This window comes from Blautia parvula (genome assembly GCF_020215665.1).
Classification (GTDB): domain Bacteria; phylum Bacillota; class Clostridia; order Lachnospirales; family Lachnospiraceae; genus Blautia; species Blautia celeris.
On the sequence record NZ_CP084061.1, the window covers coordinates 2481447 to 2504403 of the forward strand.

Sequence of the window (22957 nt, forward strand, 5' to 3'; positions counted from 1 at the left end):
GCTATTTTTATTTATCTAAATACCGTTTCTCGTATTCATCCACAGAAATGGGTTTGCTGAACAGAAATCCCTGGGCCAGCTCCACACCACAGGTCCGGAGAACCTCAAGCTGTTCCTCCGTCTCAATTCCCTCCGCCACGATCTGAATGCCCATCTTTTGCCCCATATCCACAATGGAGCTGACAATAGCCTGGGCCTTGGGATTACTCACCACATCGTCTACCATGCTTTTATCCAGCTTCAAAACGTCGAACTCCACCGCGGATAAAAGGGCCAGATTGGCATATTCCGTGCCGAAATCATCAATCGTCACAATGAATCCCGCCTCTCTGAGGCTTTCTATCAGGACACAGATATCTATGTCATTGCCACTTCTCACAGTCTCCGTAATCTCAATTTCCAGACATGTCGGTGATATCCGGTATTTATCGCAGATGGAAAGAAGATGCTCAATAAAATGCGGCTGTGTCAGGGAATACCTTGAAAAATTCACAGATACAGGGAAGCCCTTTTTCCCTTCCCAGCTCCATGCCTTAATCTTGGAACAGATAAATTCAAACACAAAGAAATCAATCTGGCTGACTGTCCGTGACTCCTCCAGCAGAGGCAGAAAATTTCCCGGAAGGACCAGGGAGCCATCCCTTGACTGGTACCGGATCAGTGCCTCCGCTCCCACTGCCGTCCGGTCCGCTGAGGAAATCTTCGGCTGCAGATAGACCACAAACTGGTTTCTGCTGATTTCCTGCCTGAGGATTTCCGGATCAGTCAGATAGAGCAGCTCATCGCTGTGATGGCGGTACCTCTTGGAAGCCGGGTTATTTCTGTAGAATTCCTTTTTGTCCTCGTACATCTGCGCATCCGCGTTTGCCACGACCTGTCCCACATCCACTAATTTCTCTGTCCACTGGGAGCCGATAGCAGCTTTGCACAGTGCATCCCGCTTAAATGCAGCCCTCAGCTCATTGACCCTTTGGCAGAATCGTTCCTTTGGCACATCATGGCAGATGATCACAAACTCATCGCCTCCCACACGATAAAAACTACCCTCCTGAAAGACCTGTTTCATGCGTTCCGCGCATACTGTGAGTATTTTATCCCCAAAGGCATGGCCGTACCGGTCATTGATGTCCTTAAGTCCATTGACATCCAGATAAACGATGCCCACGCTTCCCTCTTTGCCGGTCATCCTCTGCATGTCCTCAATATAACGGTTTCTGTTATAAAAGGAGGTCAGAGTATCGTAGTAACTGAGATGGGCTAACTGCTGCTCATCCTCTGCCCTCCGGTAGGCAAGCAGGATAAAGTAGCAGATAGTCTGAAGGATAGAACCAATGTTCATCAGACGGTCCTCCGGAAGATTGTCCACCCCCAGACAGCCCATCAGCACATCATCTATCTCCAGAGTGGAGATTGCCACATTGCGGATATTCCGTTCTCTGGCAATCGCTTCACTTCCCTGAAATATTGTCATGAATTCTTCCGCGTCTTTCATGACAATACAGCCTTTTTGATTCAGAACCCTGCGCCACTCCTCCAGTTGTGCAGCGGATATATCCTTCAGAGCCTCATGCCGGGAACCCGCGTTCTCGGCACACCATTCATAGTCATTGTGCAGAAATCCCTCACGCAGATTAAACATATAGGTTCTCTCTGCCTTTAAAAACGTTCCGATTTCCCGCAGTACATCTCCCACTGCCTCTTTCATATCTTTTTTACAGTACAGTGTCCTGACACACTCCATCACCATCTGCTCTGAGCTCAGAGCGTATTTCAGTTTTTCTTTCTCCTGCTCCGCGTCAGTGGTGTCAAAGGCCAGCTCCAGCCGTGCCCGTCTTCCTTCCCACTCGATCAGGCGGTCTTTCAGAAGATAATGGCGGCCTGTAATGGGATTGGTAATCTCCCAGGTATAGTTCTCCCCGCTCTTTAAAAATCTGTTGGTACAGAATGGACAGGGACTATCTCTTCCCTGAAGGACACGGTAACAGATCTTCCCCTCAATATCGTCCAAATGAAAGCTTCGTTTTCCTGCGTCGTTGATAAATAACAGCTCATATGTATCCATATCTGAGACGTATAGGAGCTCCGATATTTCGTTCATGGGAGCCTGCAGGTCCTGCGTCATTCTGGAGAGCTTACGGCTCTTTTCCAGATTGGCGTTTTCCATCATTTCCACTTCTCTGCGCCGCTGTTCCTGCTTTCTCATATAGACAGCCAGCAGAATCGCCGCAGCCGTACATATCAAAGTCAGCGCAGCAAAGCAAATCTGTGCCATACGGACATAGCGCTCCGCGTACTGCTCCGCAGTACCCACACTCTCATCTGCCAGTTCAAAAAAATCTTCGCTCAGATTATAAAGCCTTTGGCTGTCCGCGCCCTCCCGCACCTTCCGGATTTCCTGCTTCATCTCTTCCCAGCGTTCCTGCATGAGCGCCACCATTTCCTGGTACTCATCGTCCTTCAGCCTGACCAGCCTGTTCTCGCCTTCTCCTGTGCGCAGTTCTTCTATGATGCCGTCCAGTTTTGAAATCAGGGCATCATCCCGGCGTCCCTCCAATTCTTCTTTAACAAGTCTCTGGGTTGCTCCGCGAACAACTCCGGTGTAATTGATGACCCTTGCATTTCCCTGAAGATTCCCCATAGAATACAGGGACAGGAGTCCCGACAATACAAGAACGACCAGCAGGAAAATGGTCATCATCCTCTTCTGCATATTTATTTGCCCTCAAACTTTCTCACAGACAGCCACACAGTTTCCCAACCGGACGGCAGTATTCCGTTAATCTCTAAACCACTTTTCTTAAGTATAGAATGTATTCTGCTGCAAGTCAATTGGCTTTGTCTTTGTCTGTTAGAAACCTTTTTCTGTACTTTATTTTCACATAATCCAGTATTCTTCTTAAATAGATGGAGTCATAGGCTCCACCGATCACTCCGGCCACGGGGATCCCCTGCAGGAATTTCATATACAGAAGCTCTCCGGAAAGGACAGCGGATGTCTCCTTTATCTGTTCCCTGCTGTCATATCCTTTAGGGACAACAGGTTCCAGAATATATCTGTCTGCTTTGGCGTTCATCTGTTCCAGTGCCTCTGCGTAGGACAGTGACCCCTGTATAAGCAAAAGTATGAAATACTTTTCCTCCTCCGTATCATATGGGTATCCGTAGTGAAGCGCTGTCTCATAGATACTTTTCAGTATCATCCCCGTAAAAAGCGGGATATCCGGAAGACCGATTCCCAGGACACCGAGTCCCACCCCTTCCACACCGGCCAGAAGCAGATTTCTGTTCCCTGCAGCCTGCGCTTTTTTCGTAAATGTGCGCAGTGTCTTTTTGTTCTCCATCAGTCCCGCAGCGTAGGCGTCCACTTTATAATTGTGCTCTATCTTCTCCCTGGAATATGTCTTCTCTATAAAATCCGTACCTTTTTCAAAAATAAGGCCGAATGCCTTTTCAAATGCTTTATCCAGCGTCTCCTGCAGCCTGGCCGGAACTTTCTCCTCCAAAGTCCGGTCCAGAAAAGATGCCTTCTTCTCCGCGTTTTTCTTCAGAAATGCCTGCTCCTTTTTCAGGACAGCCTCCATCTCCGCACGCAGCGGTGATTTTTTATTTCTCTTGATCATGGTACCACCTTTCCGGAAAATTCCTGCCTCACTCTTCTATATATATTCCAGTTCGCTGAACGCTTTTATAAATTCTTTCGTTCCATAACCCTCGAATTCTGCCTCCAGCATGGTTTCATCCTCCCGCACAACCACACCTGTTCCGTATCTGGGATGCCGGACACGCTTTGTTGGGGCTGGCTCCTGTTCCCGCAGACTTCGCTTCTGTTCCTGCAGACTTCGCTTCTGTTCCTGCAGACTCCGCTCCTGTTCCTGCGTTCTCTGTTCCTGCACCTGGCGTTTCAGCTCCTGCAGGCTGACAGCGGGTCCCCGCTCTTCCTCCCCTTCCAGAAGGCGCGGCGGAATCATGCGGATGTATCGGCTCTCCCCCGGCATGGCCCTCTCACCGGGATTTGTATAATAAGACAGCTCCAGTCTGTCTTTTGCCCTGGTGATTCCAACGAAAAACAGCCTGCGTTCTTCCTCTTCTCCATCCATGTCTCTGGTTTTAAGGGGAATCAGGCCATAATTTACCCCTGTGATAAACACACAAGAAAACTCCAGCCCCTTTGATGCGTGCAGTGTCATAAGCTTCACACTGTCTTTCTCTTCGCTGATCTCCTCCCTCAGCACATCCAGCCCGTAGAGAGAGGAGGAATTGATAAACGCCCGCATTCCCGCCTCCTGGTTCTCTTGCTGCTCCTTCACATAGTCAAACATGATCTGAAACAGCCTGTGCACGGCATCCCTGTCCTCCATGTAAGAAGCAGACACAGGATTCAGATACCGCTCCAGTTCAAAATAGGAAAACAGTGCTTCCTCATCTCCGAGTTCCTCACAGATTCGGCTGAATCCGCACATCTTATCAAACAGAAGACTGGCTCCCGGCTTACTGTTGCAGACAATCTCTTTTGCCTTCTTCTCACTGATTCCCTCCCCGTACTCCCGGCTGGCGAGCACATAGATGCCGGATGGGGTATCTTTTTTATTCAGTGAAAAGCGCAGCAGGCGGATGCACCACCGAAGCACAGGCACATCCCCCACCGTTCTTTTTAATGAGACCTCAAAGGGAATCCCCTCTCTGGAAAACACATCCTCAAACATTCCGGACTGGCTCTGCAGGCGGTAAAAAACAGCCATCTCCCCGTATGGCGTGCCCTCCCTATGCAGCTTTTTTATTCTTCCCGCAAGATAGCAGGCATCCTGAAAAGCATCATACTGCCGTTTCACGATTATTTTATTCCCCGGCTCCCGCACGCCTGTAAGGGGGCTGCCGTTCTGCAGAAAGCACCGGGCAGCCTCCAGGATAGAGGAGCTGGAACGGTAATTGATGGGGAGGGTCAACTCTTTTGCCCGGTATTTATGTTTCAGGGTATAAAAAATTTGAAACGCACTGCCCCTCCAGCTATAGATCACCTGATTGGGATCTCCCACGGCAAAAAGATTGGCGCCTCTGCTGACCAGCCGGTCAAGGAAAACAAGCTGCTGGCTGTCACTGTCCTGGACCTCGTCTACAATGACCCATTTGGGAGACGGAGAATTTCCAATCTCCTCCCTCAAAAGAAGATTGGCATTTTCCAGCAGGTCAAAAAAGGTCATTTTGTCCTGACTGGCCTTTTCCTCCCGCAGCAGACGGACCAGATCAAAGATATCGTCCTGATATTTTGAAACTTTTTTCTCCTCCCCGCGGACAGCCATTGCCGACTCCAGTCTTTTCTTCAGGCGGTTCTTATATTTTATTTTCAGTTTGTGCTGCCGGATCAGATCAAGTGCCAGCTCCAGCTCTTCCTCAGGGTCTATGACCAGAAAATCTCTGGTATATCCCAGCTTTTCCACCGGAAGATATTCCCGCAGATAATACAGGGCTGTGCTGTGAAAAGTACCGAATCCTCTGAGCTTTTCCACAGGCAGCTCCGGTTCTGCGGCCAGAAGCCTGGACTTTATCTCATCTGCGGCTTTATTTGTAAAAGTAAGGACCGTCATCTCCTCATAATTCACCTTTTTCACATGGTGGAGATACTGCACTTTGGATATCAGCACTGTGGTCTTGCCGCTCCCCACATTTGCATTTACTATGCAGGCAGGGCTTTCATCCAGAACTGCCTCTTTCTGATAGGGATTCAGTCTGTCCAGCTCTTTTTCATTGTATAATTCCATATTTTCATCCTCGCCCGCAGCCGTACGGTTCAAATCACTGAACTGTTGTCCTGCTGTTTGTTACTGCATTTTGACTGGGGAGTATTCGCCCCATCGCAAAACAATTTTTATTTGGTATCATTTAGATGGGAATACCTTCGCCTGATTTTTTCTTCTGTATCTTTCCTGTTTTCTGTTCCTTCCGCCAGACGCACCTCCAGGCGCAGGGACGGGGGTGCATCCGTATAGAAGGAAATGATGTTTTTCAGGCTTAACCTGTTAGACGGTTCCAGGATCCAGGCCTGGTAAAAAGTACTGGACGTGGGAAGAAACAGGGTGTCTCCCTCAATGCTTACCTGCTCCACGGTATTGAAAAACGCAGCCATGGTTTCCCCTTTCCGGCCTAAAAAGACGCAGAACTCCTTCCATTTACGGGGCAGTTCCTCAAAGGAAAAGGGCTTCTGCATATAAGTGGAAGGTGTATGTTCCGGCAGTTTCATGCCCATAGGGGAATCCAGCTCTAAAAGCAGGTTTTCCAGGCCCCAATAGACAATCTTCTTATCCAGACGGTAATCTCCCACACAGGCAGCGCAGCCATCCTTACATTTGCAGCCTCCCACCATTTCCATGGCATGTTCTATGATCTTCGGCATCAATTCATAGGCTTTCTCCGCGTAGCCCAGACCGCCCACATACTCGTCAAAAATGTACAGGCACACTTCCTCCTGAAGCCCTGCGCCCAGATCCAGTGCATTGCCGGACATAGTGACACCTATGTCCTCCTGTTCTGTCATGGTCGCCATGCGGGCCGCGTTTCTGATGGCATAGCAGATACCGTCAAAATGGTTATTTCTCAAAATCTGTCCGTTTCCCGATTCCCTTATAAGACTCCGGTACACCTGCACAACGTTTTTAGGAATGGTGATCCAAGTACTCTCCGTGTCAAAATCTTTTGACAAAGGACGTGTAAGCTGCCCGTAACCCAAGTTCTGGTGGTTGTGAAACTGCAGCTTTTTATACATGTAGACAGATTCTTTTACATTTACATCGCCGAAAAAAACTTTTGTCCTTTTGTATTCCTTTTCCGCATTTCCGTGTATGACCCGGATGGTGGTGCTGCTGCCCGGCATAGTGTAATAATTTCCACGGAAAGGAACCGCGTAGGAGGTCTTTGTCTCCTTATCCATGCGGACCACTTCATACTGGGCACCTCCGTGCATGTACACAGCGCCCTCATGGATTTCACGGAACGCCTGCATCTCATCCATCTCTGTTATGATTCTGGCATTTTCCTGGTCCACCAGTTTATATCTGACTTTATCGATATTCCTCAGGCTGAAATCTCCTGCCGGAAAGGTGTCTCCGCACCAGGAAAATCTGCCGTCCTGGGCGCTCAGCTCTTTGACTCTCAGCAGCACCGGGATCGTCTCACCCAAATCGGGAAAGACAGCGATATCATCAAGGGTGAGAGGCAGCTCCGCCGCCGCTGCCCGGATGTGGGCAAGCTCAATCAGCAGGTTGTCCCGGTCCACCACTGCACTTTCGCTCTCCCCGTCGAACAGCCAGTCCGGATTAATGGAAATGTACTGGTCAAAGGGCAGGTTATCCAGGATCAAATAGTTGGAACATGCCCTGCCGCTCCTTCCGGCCCTGCCGGTCTGCTGCCAGAAGGAAGCCTTGGTTCCCGGGTATCCGGCGAGTACGGTTGTGTCTATCTTGCCGATATCAATGCCCAGCTCCAGAGCGTTGGTGGAAATCAGGCCGCAAAGCTCTCCTGTGGTCATTTTGCGCTCAATCTCTTTTCGCTCCTTTGGGGTATAGCCTCCCCGGTAGCCGGAGATCCGGTCAGCAGGCCCTGTACCGGATATATCCTCCCCGTCCAGCATGTCCCGGGCTTCTTTTAAGATGACCTCCACATTTCTGCGGGATTTTGCAAAGGTGAGAAAACTCTGTCCTTCCTCGGCAAGCTGTGCCGTCATGGCTGCTGCCACAGCGGTACTCTGTACCTGGCCGTAGTATTGGTTGTCTTTTCCGTAAATCTTTGGCGGCTGGAGAAAGAAATACCGCTTTTCAGGTGCCGGAGAACCGTCCCTGTCAATGCGGATGAATTCTCTCTGGCACACTGCCCGGGCAAGTTCCACGGGGTTTGCTATGGTAGCGGAACTGCAGAGGAACCTGGGTGATGCGTGATAGTATCTGCAGATTCTGGAAAGACGGCGGAACACATTGGCAAGATGGGAGCCAAAGGCGCCGCGGTAGGTGTGGAGTTCATCTATGACAATGTATTTTAAGTTGGAGAATATGAAGTCAAAGCCGGCTTTGCTGTGGTTTGGGAGAAAAGCGCTGTTGAGCATTTCCGGGTTGGTCAGGATAATGTTGGCATTCTTCCTGATACGGCTGCGCTCCGTGGGCGGCGTATCACCGTCGTACACCCCTGCCGACAGTCTGTGTTCTCCAAATGTCTCGATCCAGGGGCGGATGGCACGGTACTGGTCGCTTGCCAGGGCTTTTGTGGGGTAGAGGAAAATGGCTCTTGACTGAGGATTAGAGAGGATTTCCTGTACGACCGGGAGGAGGAAACCCAGGGTTTTGCCGCTGGCGGTGGAGGTTGTGATGACGATGTTTTTGCCCTGGGTGGCCTGGGTGAACATTTCGGCCTGGTGGGTGTAGAGGCTGGGGATGCCGTGGGTGGACAGGTGGGTGCGGATTTCCTCTGACAGGGTCTGGGGGTAGGGGGCGTACTGCGGGGGGATGGAAGGGGTTGTTTTTTGGTAGGTGATGAGGTTTTCTATTTGCATGGTTTTGACTCCTGGGGTGATTTTTTGTTTATAGGAACGTTTGTTCTTAGTTTAGCATTTTTTTTTGGGGGATGCAATGGGGTTGTGGCTTCGATTGTGGCTCACGGACGGGACCATCAGAGGGCCGGGGGCGGGAGGGCAGAGGCCCTCTGATGGTCCCTGACGGTGAAGTGCGGATGTAAAAGTAAACAGAGCAGTTTTTAGATTAATTGAGGATTTGCGGATTGACATTTGGGGTGGATGTGGTATTATGGAAACAAGTGTTTTAAATCGTATGTTTTAAATCAGATGATTTAAATTATATTTTGCTGAATATCTATGTGTATATTATGAGAATGGAGGGGTTTGGGATGCCGCCTAGGGCTAAGTTTACGAGGGAAGAGATTGTGGATGCGGGGTTGAGGATTGTTCGGAGACGGGGGATGGGGGGTGTTACGGCCAGGGAATTGGGGGCGGAGCTGGGGAGTTCTGCAAGGCCGGTGTTTACGGTGTTTCAAAGTATGGAAGAGGTGCAGGCGGAGATTGTGAAGGCTGCCAGGGAGGTTTATAACAGGAGTGTGAAGCGGGGGCTTAAGCAGGATATGGCTTTCCGGAGTGTGGGGATGGAGTATATCCGGTTTGCACAAAGGGAACCTCAGCTTTTTCGGCTTTTGTTTATGACGGAGAGGGAGGAAATGCCTGATGTGAAGGATGTGCTCTTCGCTATTGATGATAACCATGAGGAGATTCTGCAGTCGGTTCGGGAGCAGTATGGACTGAGTGATGAGGATGCGTGGACTTTGTACCGGCATTTGTGGGTCTATACTCATGGGATCGCTGCTCTCTGCGCTACCAATGTGTGCAGTTTTGAGGAGAAGGAGACTGAGGAAATGATGACTGAGGTTTTTACAGGAGTATTGAAAAATATAAAGGCAGGTGAACGGCATGATCAGAGCTTGTGATCTTTTTAAGTCTTATGGGAGTGCCGATAATCCGTTTCCGGTGCTTCGGGGGATTTCCCTGGATATTGAGGACGGGGAGTTTGCCGTTATTTTAGGGGCTTCCGGGTCCGGGAAGTCTACGCTGCTGAATGTTTTGTCGGGATTGGAGACGCCGGATCAGGGGGATGTCTATTATGAGGAGAAAAAGATCACCGGGCTCAGTGAAAGTGAACTGACACGGTTTCGGAGGGAACAGGTGGGGTTTATTTTCCAGCAGTATTACCTGCTGCCTCATATGAATGTGGATAAGAATGTGAAAATGGGGGCAGACCTGTCCGGTAATAAGGATTACCGGGAGGTGATCGAAGCTGTGGGGCTTGGGGATAAGCTGGAAAAGCTGCCCGGGGAGCTGAGCGGCGGGGAACAGCAGCGTGTCTCCGTGGCAAGGGCACTGGCGAAAAAGCCCAGGGTGCTGTTTCTGGATGAGCCGACAGGCGCTCTTGATGAGGCTACCGGAAGACTGGTGCTTGACTATATCTGCAGGCTGCAGAAAATGTATCATTTTACGGTTGTGATGGTTACGCATAATCAGAATATTGCGCAGATGGCCCACAAGGTCATTCTTATGAACAGCGGTAAGATCAGGGATCTGTACAGAAATGACACACAGAAAACAGCTTATGAGATAGGATGGTGATGGTATGGTAGTGGAACTCAAGGATGCCGCTAAATTTACCGGAATTTTTATTATATCCTGCTGTGCAGTGTTTGTCTGTACCCTGTTTTTGAACTTTAATATGGATATGGCAGGGATACGGGATGAGATTGCGCCCGGGCCTGTCACTGTGTTTTATGAGGCTCAGGTCTCCTCCGGCAAAATGATAAGCTACGTGAGCGGAGGGTGCCTTCTGCTCACCTCTGTGATCATGCTGTTCTTTTATATTAAGCATTATATTGACAGTCACAGAAAAGAACTGGGGATTTTAAAAGCTCTGGGGTATTCTGATTTTAAGATCGCGCGCGGGTTCTGGGTGTTTGGGTTCAGTGTGCTGGTTGGAACCGGTGTTGGATTCGGGGGAGCTTTTCTCTTGATGCCCAGATTTTACAGGGTGATGAATGAAGAGAATATCCTGCCGGATATTGCCGTACAGTTTCATTTCTCACTGCTTGTCTGCCTGGTTCTGATTCCTGCTGCATCCTTTTCCGCTCTCGCTGTCCTTTACGGATGCCGAAAGCTGGGAAGCCCTGTGCTGACACTTCTCAGCGGGAAACAGGGCGGGATCTTCAAGATAAGACGACAGAAAAAAAGCGGCAGAAAGAATCTTTCCTTTCTGCAGGATTTAAGGCAGAGCACGGCCAGAAGCCGGATCTCACTTGTGTTTTTCATTGGATTTGCTTCTTTTTGTTATTCTTCTATGATGCAGATGACTTTCGGTATGGATGAACTGGCAAGTCCTATGTTCACGGCGATCATATTTGTGATCGGGATTGTACTTTCTTTTACCACACTTCTTCTGTCTGTCACAACCGTTGTTGACTCCAATACCAAGACCATTGCCATGATGCGGGTATTTGGGTATTCGCAGAAAGACTGCAGAAAAGCCATTCTGGACGGGTACAGACCTGTGGCTTACACAGGATTTGCCATCGGCACCGCGTATCAGTACGGGCTGGTGAAAGGCATGGTTTCCATTATTTTTAAGGATGTGCCTGAAGTTCCCGATTACACCTTTAACTGGCAGGCGCTTTTTATCACTCTGCTCTCCTTTGCTGTGGTATATGAGTGTATGATGCTTTGTTATTCTGTGCGGATCAAAAACATTTCTTTAAAGGAAATCATGCTAGAGCGTGTTTGAAAATTGCTTTCGGCAAGCTGTGCGTCACAGTTTGTGGGAGATTTGACCCCGATGAAGGAGGCGTAGCGGGCTACGCTGACTGAATTGGGGGCAAATATCCCGCAAAGTGGGGCGTGCAGATTGTCGGAATGAATTTTCAAACAGGCTCTAGACTGACCATTCTTCTCACTGCTGCATTTTCCCTTGCATACTTTTCATAAAATGCGTATGATATACAAAAGTAAACCAGGAGGTTTCATATGAAATTAACCGTTCTAGTGGACAACAACACGTATATCGACCAATATTATGCAGGGGAACCGGCAGTCAGCTACTACATCGAAACCGATGATATAAAAATTCTCTTTGACACCGGGTATTCGGATATCTTTATTAAAAATGCGTGCTCCATGGGCATTGACTTAGATTCCCTCACGCATATTGTTCTCTCCCACGGCCACAATGACCACAGCAGAGGATTAAAATATCTGCGGCATCACTATGATCTGCCGGATATCCGGCTTATCGCACATCCCCTGTGTTTCCAACCAAAATACTACGAAAATGAATACATAGGCTCCCCCTATTCTTTGGAAGAGATCACTGAAAACTTCCGATTTGAGCCTGCCGAATCACCTGTTTTTCTCTCCGAAAACTGCCTTTTTCTCGGCCGGATCCCCGATCTGCATGACTTTGAAAAACGCAGCCCCATCGGTACAGCCACAACAAACGGTCAGAAAACAGAGGATCTCTGCCCGGATGATTCCGCCTTGGTATGCAGGACAGACAAAGGGCTTTTCATCGTCACCGGCTGCTCCCACAGCGGAATCTGCAATATCACGGACTATGCGCGCAGTGTCTGCCGGGAACAGAGGGTTGCAGGCATCATAGGCGGATTCCATCTCTTTGATACAGACACACGGCTTGCCCGTACCATTGAATATCTGAAGGCTCTGTCCCCGGATATCCTGTATCCCTGCCACTGTGTTTCCCTTAAGGCTAAAGCCGAAATGCTGAAATATATGGACATCGAAGAGGTCGGCGTGGGCCTTACCATAGAATTGTAGACAACAGGTGAAAAAATGTTTAAAATAGGAGAATTTTCAAAACTGACGCAGGTATCCATCCGGATGCTGCGCTATTACGACGAAGCCGGCCTTCTGAAACCGACCAGCACAGACCCCTGGACCGGCTACCGTATGTACTCTGCCGACCAGATTCCCACCCTGAATAAGATCATTTATCTGCGCGACAGCGGTTTCCAGGTCTCGGAGATCGCCGCTGCTCTTGCAGCAGAAAATGAGACTTCCCTCCTGGAACAACTGGATCGGAAATACAGGGAAATCCGGGAAACCATTCAGTCAGAACAGGACAAACTTCAAAAGATCGAACTGATCAAAAAAGATATCCTGCACGGAAAAAATGAAATGCAGTATCAGGTCTTCATAAAATCCATCCCCGCCTGCCAGGTCCTCTCCCTCAGACGAGTTCTGCCGGATTACTATGCCGAGGGCCTTCTGTGGAAGGAAATGTCCCGCTTCGCACAGAAAAACCGGATACAGGTTTCCTCTGACACCTTTTCCATTTACCACGACAGGGAATACAAAGAGACCGACGTGGACGTGGAAATATGTGCACCGGTAAAAAAGCCCGGCAAAAGTACGGAAGATTTCGTTTTCCGCCTTACAGAACCAGTCCCTTCCATGGCGTGTACAATGGTTTACGGCCCGTTTTCCAACATCGCCGGCGCCTACCTCTCCTTTGCGGACTGGCTGCAGAAAAACGTCCGCTTCCAAATGGCAGGGCAAAGCAGACAGATTGTCCACCGCGGCCCATGGAACGAAGAGGATCCCAAAAACTATCTGACAGAGATACAGATACCCTTAGAGAGTGCCTGAACAATCATTCCGGCCTCCATATAAAAAGCAGCTTGACTCTCACACCGTGTCAGGGTCTACATTGACCTTACAAATAAATTATATGGAGGAACACATTATGACAACATACCAGTTACATCCCATCGGAACCATCCACAACAACGGAGAGGACATGTTTATAACCCTCAGCCCGGAATACATCCCGGCTCTGCAGGCCTTAGACGGCTTCAGCCACCTACAGGTACTCTGGTGGTTCAGCGACTTTGACACCAAAGAGGCCCGGGCCGTACTGGAAACAGAACAGCCCTACAAAAATGCCCCTGCCGTCATGGGCATCTTCGCCACAAGGTCCCCCATCCGTCCAAACCCCATAGCCCTCACGACAGCGCCTGTCACATACATTGACTACGAAAACGGTGTCATCCATATTGCTTACATGGATGCCAACGACAACACCCCTGTCCTGGATATCAAGCCCTACACCCCCAGCATGGACCGCATAGAATCCCCAGCCGTCCCCGCCTGGTGCAGCCACTGGCCCATAAGCCAGGAGGAATCCGCTGACTTCCCCTGGGAAGACCAGTTCAATTTTTAAACAAAAGTTATAATGTAGTTTGGAAAATATTCTTGAATAAATTGATGAAATCTGCTATGATATAGATATGAAAAGGAACAACCGCCCACAAGTTGGGTTGGCCTGTAAAAAATGGATAGAAAAACCACCCTGTGACTGGTCAAGTTTTCGGGTGGTTTTTCTATTTTAAGTTAGTGACAAATCAAATAAATGAATGTCAGCAACGCTAAAATAAACATTCCAAAGGCCATTAGGTCTTTAAAGTCGAAATGTTTCATAGACATCACCTCCATTCTATGTAGAATGAAGGCCAACGCCACCCTGCAACACGGTTGTTCCATTTTCAAAGTATAGCATACTTTTTGCACATTCTCAATAAGCAATCATCACATATTGTCGGCCCAAATCCTAGATTACTCCCTTTTGCAGCATCACATTGGCGTAGACCGCCCCTTCCCCTGTCGCCACGATCGCATACGCCTTCCTGGCTTCCTCATAGAAAGCAAACCTTTCCACATTCCGGATCACTTTGTCCCCCCGTTCTTCATACTTCCTCACGATTTCCCTGTAAGTATCCCAGATAGGCGTCTTGGCATCATCTCCGGGCATAACCTCCATAAGACTCATTGGATGCTCCACATACCCGTCAAGCGGGATCAGACTGAGCACTGCGTCCAGCACCTCCGGCACTCCGTGTCCGTCCATTCTTATAACGATACAGTCCTTTCCCATACTCTCCGCAGGAAAATTCCCGTCTGCGATCACGATCCTGTCACTGTGCCCCATCTCCGCCAGCACTTTCAAAAGCTCCGGCGATATAATTTTCGGAATTCCTTTTAACATCTCATTCACCTTTTATCCTTCACATATATTTTTCACTGCCCAAAACAAAACACGCCCCATCTGCTCCCGGCATAATTCCCGGCACCATATGAGGCGCGCCTCTAACCGCTGTTTACCGGCCTATCTGTCCTCTTCGGAATACTTCTTATATCCGGGATGCCTTCCCGTCACACCGTATCCCTTCCGCATGGAAATCAGCCTGTCGATATTTTCCCGGGAAATTTCCTTTGCCCCGCCGAGCAGGTGGGCATTCAGACTGATCTGCGCGAAAAGCTCCAGGGTCTCCATCCGGTAATACGCGGTGATCACATTCGCTCCAACCGTCAAAGCCCCATGGTTCTGCAGAAGCACAGCGTCGTGCTCTCCCAGATAAGGAGCAATAGCCTCCGGCACCTCGTAAGTGGAGGGTGTCCCATATGGAGTCACCGGCACAGAGCCAAGAGCAATCACGGTCTCTATCATGGAATACTCATCCAGAGGCTTATTTGCCACTGCAAATCCTGTGGCCACCGGCGGATGTGCATGGAGGACAGCCCCCACATCCTCCCGTTCCTGATAGCAGCGCAGATGCATCTTGATCTCTGAAGAAGGGCGGCACCCTTCCTCTGCTTCCAGAATATTTCCGTCTCCGTCAATGTGCACCAGCTTTTCCGGGGTGATAAAGCTTTTGCTCATTCCCGTGGGGGTTGCCAGAAATGTCCCGTCCTCCAGTTTCACGGAAACATTTCCGTCGTTTGCTGCCACCCAGCCCTTCTGCCACATTTTATGGCACACATCGCAAATCTGTTCCCTGAGCTCCATATAACTTAATTCCATTTCATTTCCTCCATATTTGTGTCACCGGACAAATGCTCTGTACTGTCCGTAAGCTTCCTGCCACAGCTCTGCATCCTGCGGCTCATACACTTTCATATTTTCTGAATTCCGGATGATGCTGCGAACCTCTTTCAAATCCTTTACTTCCCCTGCCGCCACAAGCTGCATGGCCAGGTTTCCGTAGACAGTTGCCTCCACAGGCCCTGCGATCACGGGAATGCCGCAGGCATTTGCGGTCATCTGGCACAGAAGGGCACTCTGGGCCCCGCCGCCAACCAGATGGACCGCCTGATATGACCTGCCCGTACACGCGCAGATTTCATCCAGCACCATCCTGTATTTCAGAGCGAGACTTTCGTCAATGCAGCGCACCACCTCACCCACACGCTCCGGAACCTTCTGCCCTGTACGTCTGCAGAATTCCCGGATACGGCGCGGGATATTTCCCGAAGGCACGAACTCCGGCGCGTCCGGGTCTATAAAGGAGACAAAGGGCGCCGCGTCTCGGGCCATGGATTCCAGATGCCCGAAACTGTACTCGCAGCCCTCGCGCATCCACTGTCTTCTGCTCTCCTGGATCAGCCAGAGACCGATGATGTTTTTCAAGAAAGATGTCTTGCCGCCGCATCCGCCTTCATTTGTCATATTGCAGGCAAATGATCTCCCGTCAATCTGAGGCACGTCAAGCTCTGTTCCAAACAGCGACCAGGTACCGCAGCTTAAGAACAGAAAATCATCCGTTTCTGCCGGCACAGCTGCCATGGCACTCTGCGTATCATGTCCTGCCACTGCTATGACATCCATAGGACCAATGCCCAGCTCCCGGCATATTTCATCTCTCAGACTTCCCAGCCGTGTTCCCGGCATGAGCACGGGTTTTAATATCCGGGAAGGAAGTCCCAGACCTTCCAGCACCTCCCCGGACCAGTCCTTTTTGACAGCATCCAGCATCTGGGTGGTTGACGCAATGGTATACTCACTTCCCATTTCCCCTGACAGAAAATAGGAGAACAGATCCGGCATTAAAAGCATACTCTCTGCCTGCTCCAAAAGCTCTTCTCTGTATTCCTGCTCTGCCATAAGCTGAAATGCCGTATTGATCTCCATGAACTGGCTGCCTGTGATCTCATAGAGTCTTTCCCTGTCCATGCGTGAGAAAGCCTTTTTCAGCATTCCCTCTGTTCTGGAATCCCGGTAGTGGACCGGGCTTGATAAAAGCATACCGTCTCTGCCAAGCAGTCCGTAATCCACACCCCAGGTGTCCACGCCGATGCTGCTGATATCCGCCCCTGACCTGCCCTGCATGATCCCTGCCCTTGTGATTCCGGTCTTAAGCTCATGAAACAATCGTAGGAAATCCCAGTACATGGTACTTCTGTCTTTTCCGTTTAAGATCACAGGCTCATTGGCAAAACGGTGCATCTCCCCAAGAGAGATTTTTTCACCGTCAAAGCTGCCCAGCATCACTCTGCCGCCGGAGGCTCCGTAATCTGCTGCCAGCATCTGTTTTCCCAGCATTTCCATCTTCCTTCCTATTTATATAGCGGACCGTAAGCTGCACATGCCCTGTAGTCCTGTCCTTCTTTGTCCATACCAAACGCGTTCCATGCAGCGGGACGGAAGATTTTTTCCTCCGGTACGTTGTGCATGGCAACAGGGATTCTCAACATGGAACACAGAGTGATCAGATCTGCACCGATGTGGCCATAGCTGATGGCGCCGTGGTTGGCTCCCCAGTTGTTCATCACATCATACGCGGTCTTAAAGGCGCCCTCACCGCTCACTCTCGGAGCAAACCATGTACACGGCCAGGTGTAGTCCGTGCGTTTCCAGATCGTGTCTGACACCTCAGCCGGAAGCTTGATGGTCCAGCCCTCTGCAATCTGCAGCACCGGTCCCAGCCCCTTGACCAGATTCAGACGGATCATAGTCACAGGCATCTCCGCATCTGTCAGGAATCTGGATGAATAACCGCCTCCCCGGAAATATCCGAAATCCGCGGCATTCCAGGTAGTTGCCTTCATAATGGCATCCTGGTCCTCCTCGGTCACGTCAAACCATGGTTTGATCACACTGTTTCCGTTTTCATCCTTTGCCTCCCCGCAGGCATCCAGACAGGCTGCGCCGGAGTTGATCAGATGAATGAAACCGCCGGCCTGTGCTGCTTTGCCCTCCAGAGTATAGCCGGTAGCTTCTTTCACAGCCTCCGGGCTCCAGTATGTACGCACATCCGCAAAAATCTGCGCCCGGTTGGTGAGCAGCTTCATGAACATCATGCCAAGGCCGTTGAGCACATCGTTCTCTGTGGCCAGGATATACGGCTCTCTGGCTCCGTTCCAGTCAAAGGATGTATTTAACATGGCTTCTGCAAAGTCTGCATTGGGATAAAAGTCTGTCCACTGTCTCTGTCCCTGGAAACCTGCTGCCAGGGCATTGTGTCCCACTTTTTCTTCCTCGCATCCCTCCGGAAGGTTTGCATTTCCGTTCATCAGATCTTTAATGATGCACATCATCTTCACAACGAATTCCCAGTCTGCGTCCTTCTGCTCTCTTGTCTTCTGCACCGCCTCCGGATTCTTGTCAAATCCCTCTATGCAATGTTCCTTTGTCCATGAGAGCGCTTTTTTAAACTCTTCCTCATCATAGATGCCCTCTGTCATGCGGCGGATCAGCTCCACTTCATCTACCGATTCCACCCGCATTCCCAGATAGGATTCAATGAAATCCGGGTCAATGATGGAACCGCCGATTCCCATGGTCACAGAACCGATCTGCAGATAGGATTTGCCTCTCATGGATGCTGCCGCTACTGCCGCACGTCCGAACCGCAGCAGTTTTTCCCTGACATCATTGGGGATTTCCGTGGCATCCGCTGCCTGTACATCATGGCCGTAGATTCCAAAAGCGGGAAGTCCCTTCTGTGCATGGGTTGCCAGCACACTTGCCAGATATACGGCACCCGGGCGCTCTGTTCCGTTAAATCCCCAGACTGCTTTTATGGTCTGGGGGTCCATATCCATGGTCTCTGCCCCATAGCACCAGCACGGTGTCACAGTCAGGGTAATATCCACGCCCTCTCTTCTGAATTTGTCCGCGCAGGCCGCTGCCTCCGCCACACGTCCTATGGTGGTGTCCGCAAGGACTACCTTGACCGGCTCGCCGTTTGAGTATTTCAGGTTCTCCTCAAAAAGACGCGCTGCGGATCTTGCCATATTCATGGTCTGTTCTTCCAGGGATTCCCTTACCTTCAGGTATCCTCTTCTTCCGTCAATCGTGGGTCTGATCCCGATCACAGGATATGTTCCGATCAATCTGCTCTCTGCCATTTTTCGTACCTCCATACATTTAAAGTTTTTAACAGTTTTCTTATATTCCCATCCTAATCTTGTTTCAAACATATTTCCTGTGATATAATGGCAAAAAACAGGACAATATTCACCTTTTTACAAATAGTCAGGAGGCAGCTATGCACTATCTGGATTACAACGAAAAACAGGCCCACGGCACGGCGGATTTTCCCCTTGCCTATTATTATGTGGATGAGCATCATCCGCGTTACCACATGCCCTTTCACTGGCACAAGGAGACAGAACTGCTCCGGGTCGTGGAGGGACAGCTCCGGCTCAGTCTGGATGACCGGGAGTATGTGGTGAGTGCAGGAGAACTGATCTATATCGGGGAAGGCGTCATCCACGGCGGAGAGCCGGAAAACTGCATCTATGAATGCGCCGTTTTTGACCCAAAGCCTCTGCTCATGCACACACACGCCATCCGCCGCTATCTCTATCGAATTCAGCGCCGCCAGATCCAGATTCTCATGCGCTTTACCCAAAAGCAGCCGGAGATCCTAACCCGCGCGGAAACCCTGTATGGTTCCCTGCGCAAAAAAAGCCCCGGATGGGAAATGACTTCCCTCGGAGCACTTTTTGAACTATATGGTATGATTTTTGACAGGGAATATTACACGCCCTGCGCCTCCGGCGACCATACACAGGGAAAACTAAAGCAGCTAAAACCTGTGCTGGAATATATAGAGCTGAATTATCAAAGCCCCATAACCCTGGAGGACCTGTCCAGGCTGGCCGGCATGTCCTCCAAATATTTCTGCCGCTTCTTCCGTGCAGTCATCCACAGGACACCTATTGATTATCTGAATTATTACCGCATTGAGCGGGCCTGTTATCTCATGGCCGCAGAGGACATTTCTGTTACGGAGGCTGCCTACCGGTGCGGATTCAATGACAGCAGCTATTTTGTCAGGGCCTTTAAAAAATACAAAAATGTGACACCCAGACAGTATATGCAGCGCCTGGAAAAGTCGTAACTGTTCACTGCGTGCACAGTAACAGAAAGTCCGCTTAATATCTCTTTATTTTCTTGGAAGGCGTCTTTTCAAATTCTTCCTCCCTGATCTTCAGGCCGTGAATCTTTTTATAGGGAGGAAGGCCTTTGTTAAAGTTGTCGATCACTTCCTGAAGCTTTTCCCTGACATCCCTGATCCTCTTTTTAGAGGCATATTCATAGTCCGGGAATATCTCAGCTTCAATGACGGATTCTGTCTCCCTGACAATGACCTCTTTTACCAGAGGAGATCTGCTGATCTCATTTTCCAATTCCTCCGGGGATACATTTTCTCCGTTTTTCAGGATGATCAGGTTCTTCTTCCGCCCTGTGATGAACACAAAATCATCCTCATCCACATAGCCCAGATCCCCTGTTTTCAGCCAGCCGTCCTCCAAAGCTTTTTCTGTCTCCTCAGGCATCTTGTAATATCCCATCATGACGCTGGAACCCCGTACCCAGATTTCCTCATCCACAACCTTGGCCTCACAGTTTGGAAGGAGTTTTCCCACAGACCCCTCTTTGGAATCCCATTCCAGATTGGTGCTGATGACAGGGGAACATTCTGTCATGCCGTACCCCTGAAGAATGGTGATGCCGTACTCAGCAAACGCTCCCACCATTTCTGGGGGAAGATAGGCCCCGCCGCTGCAGATGGTCTTTAAACTGCCGCCGAAAGCAGCCTTTGCCACCATTTTTTTCGGCAGGATACCTGTGGATTCCTTCAGTTTCTTGTATATGGATTCAATGACCATGGGGACTAAAAGCACGATCTCCGGCTTGAACAGCTTCATATTTTTTGACACATGCATGATAGAGTCATTGATGCAGATGACCATGCCGATGTAGATTCCTTTCAGGATATCCATGGTAAAGCAGTAGGCATGATGGATGGGAAGCAGGGTCATGGATACCGTACCTGCAGGTATCTTCATATCCAGGCAGGATGCATTGTCAGCCAGATTGCGGTGTGTGAGCATTACCCCCTTGCTTTTGCCTGTTGTGCCTGAGGTAAATAAGATGGCACACAGTTTGTCCGGGTCCAGTTCACAGGAAAAGCTCCCTGCATGGTTTTTCAGAAGGACATCCAGGGATTTTGCCTGTTCGGTATCCTCTTTTGCCTGCATGGAAACCATGCACTTGATCTCCGGACATTTCTCCCCTGCCAGTTCCACCACATCCCTGCGCAGTTCATCATAGACGAGTACACTGATATCAGCCCTGTTCAAAAGCTCGCACACATCCGCTGCCGGAAGCTGAGCATCCAGGGGCACAATCACGCATCCGCTGTCCGCCGCTCCGAAATAAGAAATGATCCACTCATATGTAGTCGGCCCGATGACCGCCACGTGTTTTCCCAGCATTCCCATGCCCTCCAGGGCTCTGCTGAAGGCCTCACTGTCCCTTTTTAAGTCCAGATACGTCTTTGTTACCACTTCTTTTCTCACTTTATAACGGATGGCCGGATTTTCCCCGTAGGTCTTGGCTGCATAGCCGATAATATCCTTCATGGTGTTGATCTGACTGCTCATATTTCCCCTCCTGCTCTAGTCCTGAAGACTCTCGATGTAGTGTACCGCTTCGCCTACGGTTCTGATCTCCGCAACCTGGCGCTCCTCCACCTCAATGTCAAATTCATCCTCCAACTCCCCTACCATACTCATAAAATCATAGGAGGTGAAACCAAGGTCCTCCACGAACCTGGAATTCTCCGTAACCGCATTTTTATCCACTTCCACATATTCACAGATCATGTCTTTTAATTTTTCTAACATTTCTCATTTCCTCCCAAAAATATTATACAGATTCGATAATCTCTCCCACTGTCATGTCCGGATTCTCCACGCCTTTGAAGATGATCCGGCACAGATAGTAATACAGATACTGCAGGTCCTCAAAATGCACCACTCCGGTCTGGTGTTCAAAATTAAAGTTCATGCCATTGTCCTCTGCTCTGTGCATAACCGTCAGATAAAGGGCATGGGCTGCCGCGCCGTTACTGTACCATGCAGATTTATATTGAATGTTCTGCAGACGCTCCAGCCCTTTTCCCTGAAGTGTCAGAGGCTGGTAGGTCAGGCTCAGAGGCTCATACGTCTGCCCTGACTTTAATTTATAATATTTGTTCCTGTATGCATAATAGGCCGTCGGGTCATAGTTTGCATGGCGGAAAATCTGGTTCTGCCCATCCCAGATCTTTTTCAGGCCTTCCATAAACGTATCCTTTTTCTCCACCACTGTGCGGAAAGGAAAACAGTGAATCCTGGTGCCGCCGCATTTCTTTTCAGCCAAAGTGGCTCTTCTGGCAACTGTGGTGTTGATGGAGACATCATCGTTGCCGTTCACCTTCTGCAGATACGTGCGGAGCCCCATCATCAGCAGGCACACCATGGAAATATGGTGTGCCTCGCAGAACTGCATCAGCCTCCTGGATGGATCTGCCTCTAACTGGAAGGTGATAATATTGGCATCCACATTGTCCGAGACGTTGGTGACTGCCCTTAACTCGGGATTCTTCTCTTTTTCCCGCTCAGCTTCCAGCTTGCCGGGACCGAAAATGCTGTTGAAGACAGGTTCTGAGGAGGAGATCATCTTCTCAAAGAACTCTGTGTCCCGTTTCTTTGCCTTGGAATCCGCCTCATACTCCAGGTCCTTTTCAAGCTGCGCTATGTAGGATTTCATCTCCTTTGGATATTCCATGCCCTCATATTTCATGTTGGCATAGATCTCTATCACATCCTTGAGAAACAGGATCAGAGACTGGGCATCCATGGTCATGTGGTCCACCAGCAGGTAGATGCCCTGAAAACCATCCGGCGTAATGATCATGACTACCCGGTTTAAGGGGGAATCGAACCGTTCAAAGGGAATGGAGGTCCATTCCTTCATCTTATCCACAGCATGGCACTCCTGCCATCCGGTAAAATCAAAGAACTCAATCTCCCTCTCCTCCCTGTCAGCAATGTACTGATACACGCTGCCGTCCTCGTCCTGTGTAAAACGAAGGCGCATGGACTCACATCTGGCGTATGCCTTATAGACAGCCTCCTTCAGCGCGCCAAAATCCAGGCTCTGCTGAATGGTCAGGCTGGTGCCGATATTGAGCACCTGCTTTTTCGGACAGTATTTCTGATAGAAAAAGTGCAGCTTCTGTGCTGCGGTCAGCGGATACAGTGGTTTGCCAAACTTCTCTTTCATATGTTAAACTCCTCTCATTT

General features: G+C 49.7%; 18 protein-coding genes and 2 pseudogenes. 8 read left to right on the plus strand and 12 right to left on the minus strand.

Annotated elements, in window-relative coordinates:
• Positions 1 to 7: 7 nt before the first annotated feature.
• From LC508_RS11610 to LC508_RS11625, 4 genes are all read right to left on the minus strand, one after another.
• Complete coding sequence (locus tag LC508_RS11610) at positions 8 to 2710, minus strand: EAL domain-containing protein (RefSeq protein ID WP_033141292.1); 2703 nt, start codon at positions 2708 to 2710, stop codon at positions 8 to 10.
• 115 nt (positions 2711 to 2825) lie between these two features.
• A complete protein-coding gene (locus LC508_RS11615; protein ID WP_033141293.1) occupies positions 2826 to 3620 on the minus strand; it encodes an EcsC family protein in 795 nt (264 codons plus the stop codon).
• A gap of 36 nt (positions 3621 to 3656) precedes the next feature.
• Positions 3657 to 5756: an ATP-dependent helicase gene (locus LC508_RS11620; protein ID WP_033141322.1), complete on the minus strand. Its 2100-nt coding sequence runs from the start codon at positions 5754 to 5756 to the stop codon at positions 3657 to 3659.
• Positions 5757 to 5863: 107 nt separating this feature from the next.
• A complete protein-coding gene (locus LC508_RS11625; protein ID WP_118594021.1) occupies positions 5864 to 8533 on the minus strand; it encodes a DEAD/DEAH box helicase in 2670 nt (889 codons plus the stop codon).
• Between the two features lie 422 nt (positions 8534 to 8955).
• On the opposite strand from LC508_RS11625, the gene LC508_RS11630 reads away from it, so the two are divergent.
• The 3 genes from LC508_RS11630 to LC508_RS11640 are packed head-to-tail and all read left to right on the plus strand — an operon-like array spanning position 8956 to position 11309.
• Positions 8956 to 9474 carry a TetR-like C-terminal domain-containing protein gene (locus tag LC508_RS11630; protein ID WP_225305369.1) on the plus strand — a complete coding sequence of 173 codons (519 nt, stop codon included), beginning with the start codon at positions 8956 to 8958 and terminating at the stop codon, positions 9472 to 9474.
• Positions 9458 to 10150 (plus strand): ABC transporter ATP-binding protein, encoded by a 693-nt coding sequence (locus LC508_RS11635; RefSeq protein WP_033141296.1) that lies wholly within the window; start codon positions 9458 to 9460, stop codon positions 10148 to 10150. The genes LC508_RS11630 and LC508_RS11635 overlap by 17 nt, the downstream gene beginning before the upstream one ends.
• A gap of 4 nt (positions 10151 to 10154) precedes the next feature.
• On the plus strand, positions 10155 to 11309 hold the full coding sequence (locus LC508_RS11640; protein WP_054351843.1) for an ABC transporter permease: 1155 nt from the start codon (positions 10155 to 10157) through the stop codon (positions 11307 to 11309).
• Here LC508_RS11640 and LC508_RS28575 read toward each other — a convergent pair.
• Positions 11252 to 11389 (minus strand): annotated as a pseudogene (locus LC508_RS28575) (DUF6783 domain-containing protein); the annotation flags it as partial. The gene LC508_RS11640 and the pseudogene LC508_RS28575 overlap by 58 nt on opposite strands.
• Between LC508_RS28575 and LC508_RS28580 the strand changes: the two are divergent.
• The 4 genes and pseudogenes from LC508_RS28580 (at position 11327) to LC508_RS11655 (ending at position 13760) form a co-directional block, all read left to right on the plus strand.
• A pseudogene (locus LC508_RS28580) lies at positions 11327 to 11509 on the plus strand (DUF6783 domain-containing protein). The pseudogenes LC508_RS28575 and LC508_RS28580 overlap by 63 nt on opposite strands.
• A 39-nt stretch (positions 11510 to 11548) precedes the next feature.
• The gene (locus tag LC508_RS11645) at positions 11549 to 12355 is read left to right on the plus strand and encodes an MBL fold metallo-hydrolase (protein WP_054351842.1); all 807 of its coding nucleotides are present in this window, start codon (positions 11549 to 11551) and stop codon (positions 12353 to 12355) included.
• 15 nt (positions 12356 to 12370) lie between these two features.
• Positions 12371 to 13186, plus strand: a complete 816-nt coding sequence (locus LC508_RS11650; RefSeq protein WP_103732051.1) for a MerR family transcriptional regulator — start codon at positions 12371 to 12373, stop codon at positions 13184 to 13186.
• Positions 13187 to 13283: 97 nt separating this feature from the next.
• A complete protein-coding gene (locus tag LC508_RS11655; RefSeq protein WP_054351841.1) occupies positions 13284 to 13760 on the plus strand; it encodes an SAM-dependent methyltransferase in 477 nt (158 codons plus the stop codon).
• Between the two features lie 387 nt (positions 13761 to 14147).
• On the opposite strand, the gene LC508_RS11660 is transcribed toward LC508_RS11655, so the two are convergent.
• From LC508_RS11660 to LC508_RS11675, 4 genes are all read right to left on the minus strand, one after another.
• Entirely contained in the window at positions 14148 to 14582 is a 435-nt protein-coding gene (locus tag LC508_RS11660) for an RbsD/FucU family protein (RefSeq protein WP_103732050.1), read from the minus strand.
• 120 nt (positions 14583 to 14702) lie between these two features.
• Positions 14703 to 15398 carry a class II aldolase/adducin family protein gene (locus LC508_RS11665; protein ID WP_054351840.1) on the minus strand — a complete coding sequence of 232 codons (696 nt, stop codon included), beginning with the start codon at positions 15396 to 15398 and terminating at the stop codon, positions 14703 to 14705.
• Positions 15399 to 15419: 21 nt separating this feature from the next.
• Positions 15420 to 16916 (minus strand): rhamnulokinase, encoded by a 1497-nt coding sequence (locus tag LC508_RS11670; protein WP_103732052.1) that lies wholly within the window; start codon positions 16914 to 16916, stop codon positions 15420 to 15422.
• Between the two features lie 14 nt (positions 16917 to 16930).
• Positions 16931 to 18724, minus strand: a complete 1794-nt coding sequence (locus tag LC508_RS11675) for an L-fucose isomerase (RefSeq protein WP_103732049.1) — start codon at positions 18722 to 18724, stop codon at positions 16931 to 16933.
• A gap of 140 nt (positions 18725 to 18864) precedes the next feature.
• Here LC508_RS11675 and LC508_RS11680 point away from each other — a divergent pair, with 140 nt between their 5' ends.
• A complete protein-coding gene (locus LC508_RS11680; protein WP_054351839.1) occupies positions 18865 to 19722 on the plus strand; it encodes an AraC family transcriptional regulator in 858 nt (285 codons plus the stop codon).
• A 34-nt stretch (positions 19723 to 19756) separates the two neighbouring features.
• Here the strand turns inward: LC508_RS11680 and LC508_RS11685 are convergent, their stop codons facing one another.
• The 3 genes from LC508_RS11685 to LC508_RS11695 are packed head-to-tail and all read right to left on the minus strand — an operon-like array spanning position 19757 to position 22937.
• Positions 19757 to 21271, minus strand: coding sequence for an AMP-dependent synthetase/ligase (locus tag LC508_RS11685; RefSeq protein WP_054351838.1), 1515 nt, complete (start codon positions 21269 to 21271; stop codon positions 19757 to 19759).
• A 15-nt stretch (positions 21272 to 21286) separates the two neighbouring features.
• Complete coding sequence (locus tag LC508_RS11690) at positions 21287 to 21514, minus strand: acyl carrier protein (protein WP_033141307.1); 228 nt, start codon at positions 21512 to 21514, stop codon at positions 21287 to 21289.
• A gap of 22 nt (positions 21515 to 21536) precedes the next feature.
• Entirely contained in the window at positions 21537 to 22937 is a 1401-nt protein-coding gene (locus LC508_RS11695; RefSeq protein WP_103732048.1) for a condensation domain-containing protein, read from the minus strand.
• Positions 22938 to 22957 lie beyond the last annotated feature (20 nt).

What these genes read in the sequence shown, in the direction of transcription:
- LC508_RS11620 (WP_033141322.1), bottom strand. Translation starts at nt 5,756, where the DNA reads ATGGAATTATACAATGAAAAAGAGCTGGACAGACTGAATCCCTATCAG.
- LC508_RS11645 (WP_054351842.1), top strand. Translation starts at nt 11,549, where the DNA reads ATGAAATTAACCGTTCTAGTGGACAACAACACGTATATCGACCAATAT.
- LC508_RS11690 (WP_033141307.1), bottom strand. Translation starts at nt 21,514, where the DNA reads ATGTTAGAAAAATTAAAAGACATGATCTGTGAATATGTGGAAGTGGAT.
- LC508_RS11660 (WP_103732050.1), bottom strand. Translation starts at nt 14,582, where the DNA reads ATGTTAAAAGGAATTCCGAAAATTATATCGCCGGAGCTTTTGAAAGTG.
- LC508_RS11670 (WP_103732052.1), bottom strand. Translation starts at nt 16,916, where the DNA reads ATGCTGGGAAAACAGATGCTGGCAGCAGATTACGGAGCCTCCGGCGGC.
- LC508_RS11675 (WP_103732049.1), bottom strand. Translation starts at nt 18,724, where the DNA reads ATGGCAGAGAGCAGATTGATCGGAACATATCCTGTGATCGGGATCAGA.
- LC508_RS11610 (WP_033141292.1), bottom strand. Translation starts at nt 2,710, where the DNA reads ATGCAGAAGAGGATGATGACCATTTTCCTGCTGGTCGTTCTTGTATTG.
- LC508_RS11655 (WP_054351841.1), top strand. Translation starts at nt 13,284, where the DNA reads ATGACAACATACCAGTTACATCCCATCGGAACCATCCACAACAACGGA.
- LC508_RS11630 (WP_225305369.1), top strand. Translation starts at nt 8,956, where the DNA reads ATGGGGGGTGTTACGGCCAGGGAATTGGGGGCGGAGCTGGGGAGTTCT.
- LC508_RS11615 (WP_033141293.1), bottom strand. Translation starts at nt 3,620, where the DNA reads ATGATCAAGAGAAATAAAAAATCACCGCTGCGTGCGGAGATGGAGGCT.
- LC508_RS11640 (WP_054351843.1), top strand. Translation starts at nt 10,155, where the DNA reads ATGGTAGTGGAACTCAAGGATGCCGCTAAATTTACCGGAATTTTTATT.
- LC508_RS11650 (WP_103732051.1), top strand. Translation starts at nt 12,371, where the DNA reads ATGTTTAAAATAGGAGAATTTTCAAAACTGACGCAGGTATCCATCCGG.
- LC508_RS11695 (WP_103732048.1), bottom strand. Translation starts at nt 22,937, where the DNA reads ATGAAAGAGAAGTTTGGCAAACCACTGTATCCGCTGACCGCAGCACAG.
- LC508_RS11665 (WP_054351840.1), bottom strand. Translation starts at nt 15,398, where the DNA reads ATGGAATTAAGTTATATGGAGCTCAGGGAACAGATTTGCGATGTGTGC.
- LC508_RS11680 (WP_054351839.1), top strand. Translation starts at nt 18,865, where the DNA reads ATGCACTATCTGGATTACAACGAAAAACAGGCCCACGGCACGGCGGAT.
- LC508_RS11635 (WP_033141296.1), top strand. Translation starts at nt 9,458, where the DNA reads ATGATCAGAGCTTGTGATCTTTTTAAGTCTTATGGGAGTGCCGATAAT.
- LC508_RS11685 (WP_054351838.1), bottom strand. Translation starts at nt 21,271, where the DNA reads ATGAGCAGTCAGATCAACACCATGAAGGATATTATCGGCTATGCAGCC.
- LC508_RS11625 (WP_118594021.1), bottom strand. Translation starts at nt 8,533, where the DNA reads ATGCAAATAGAAAACCTCATCACCTACCAAAAAACAACCCCTTCCATC.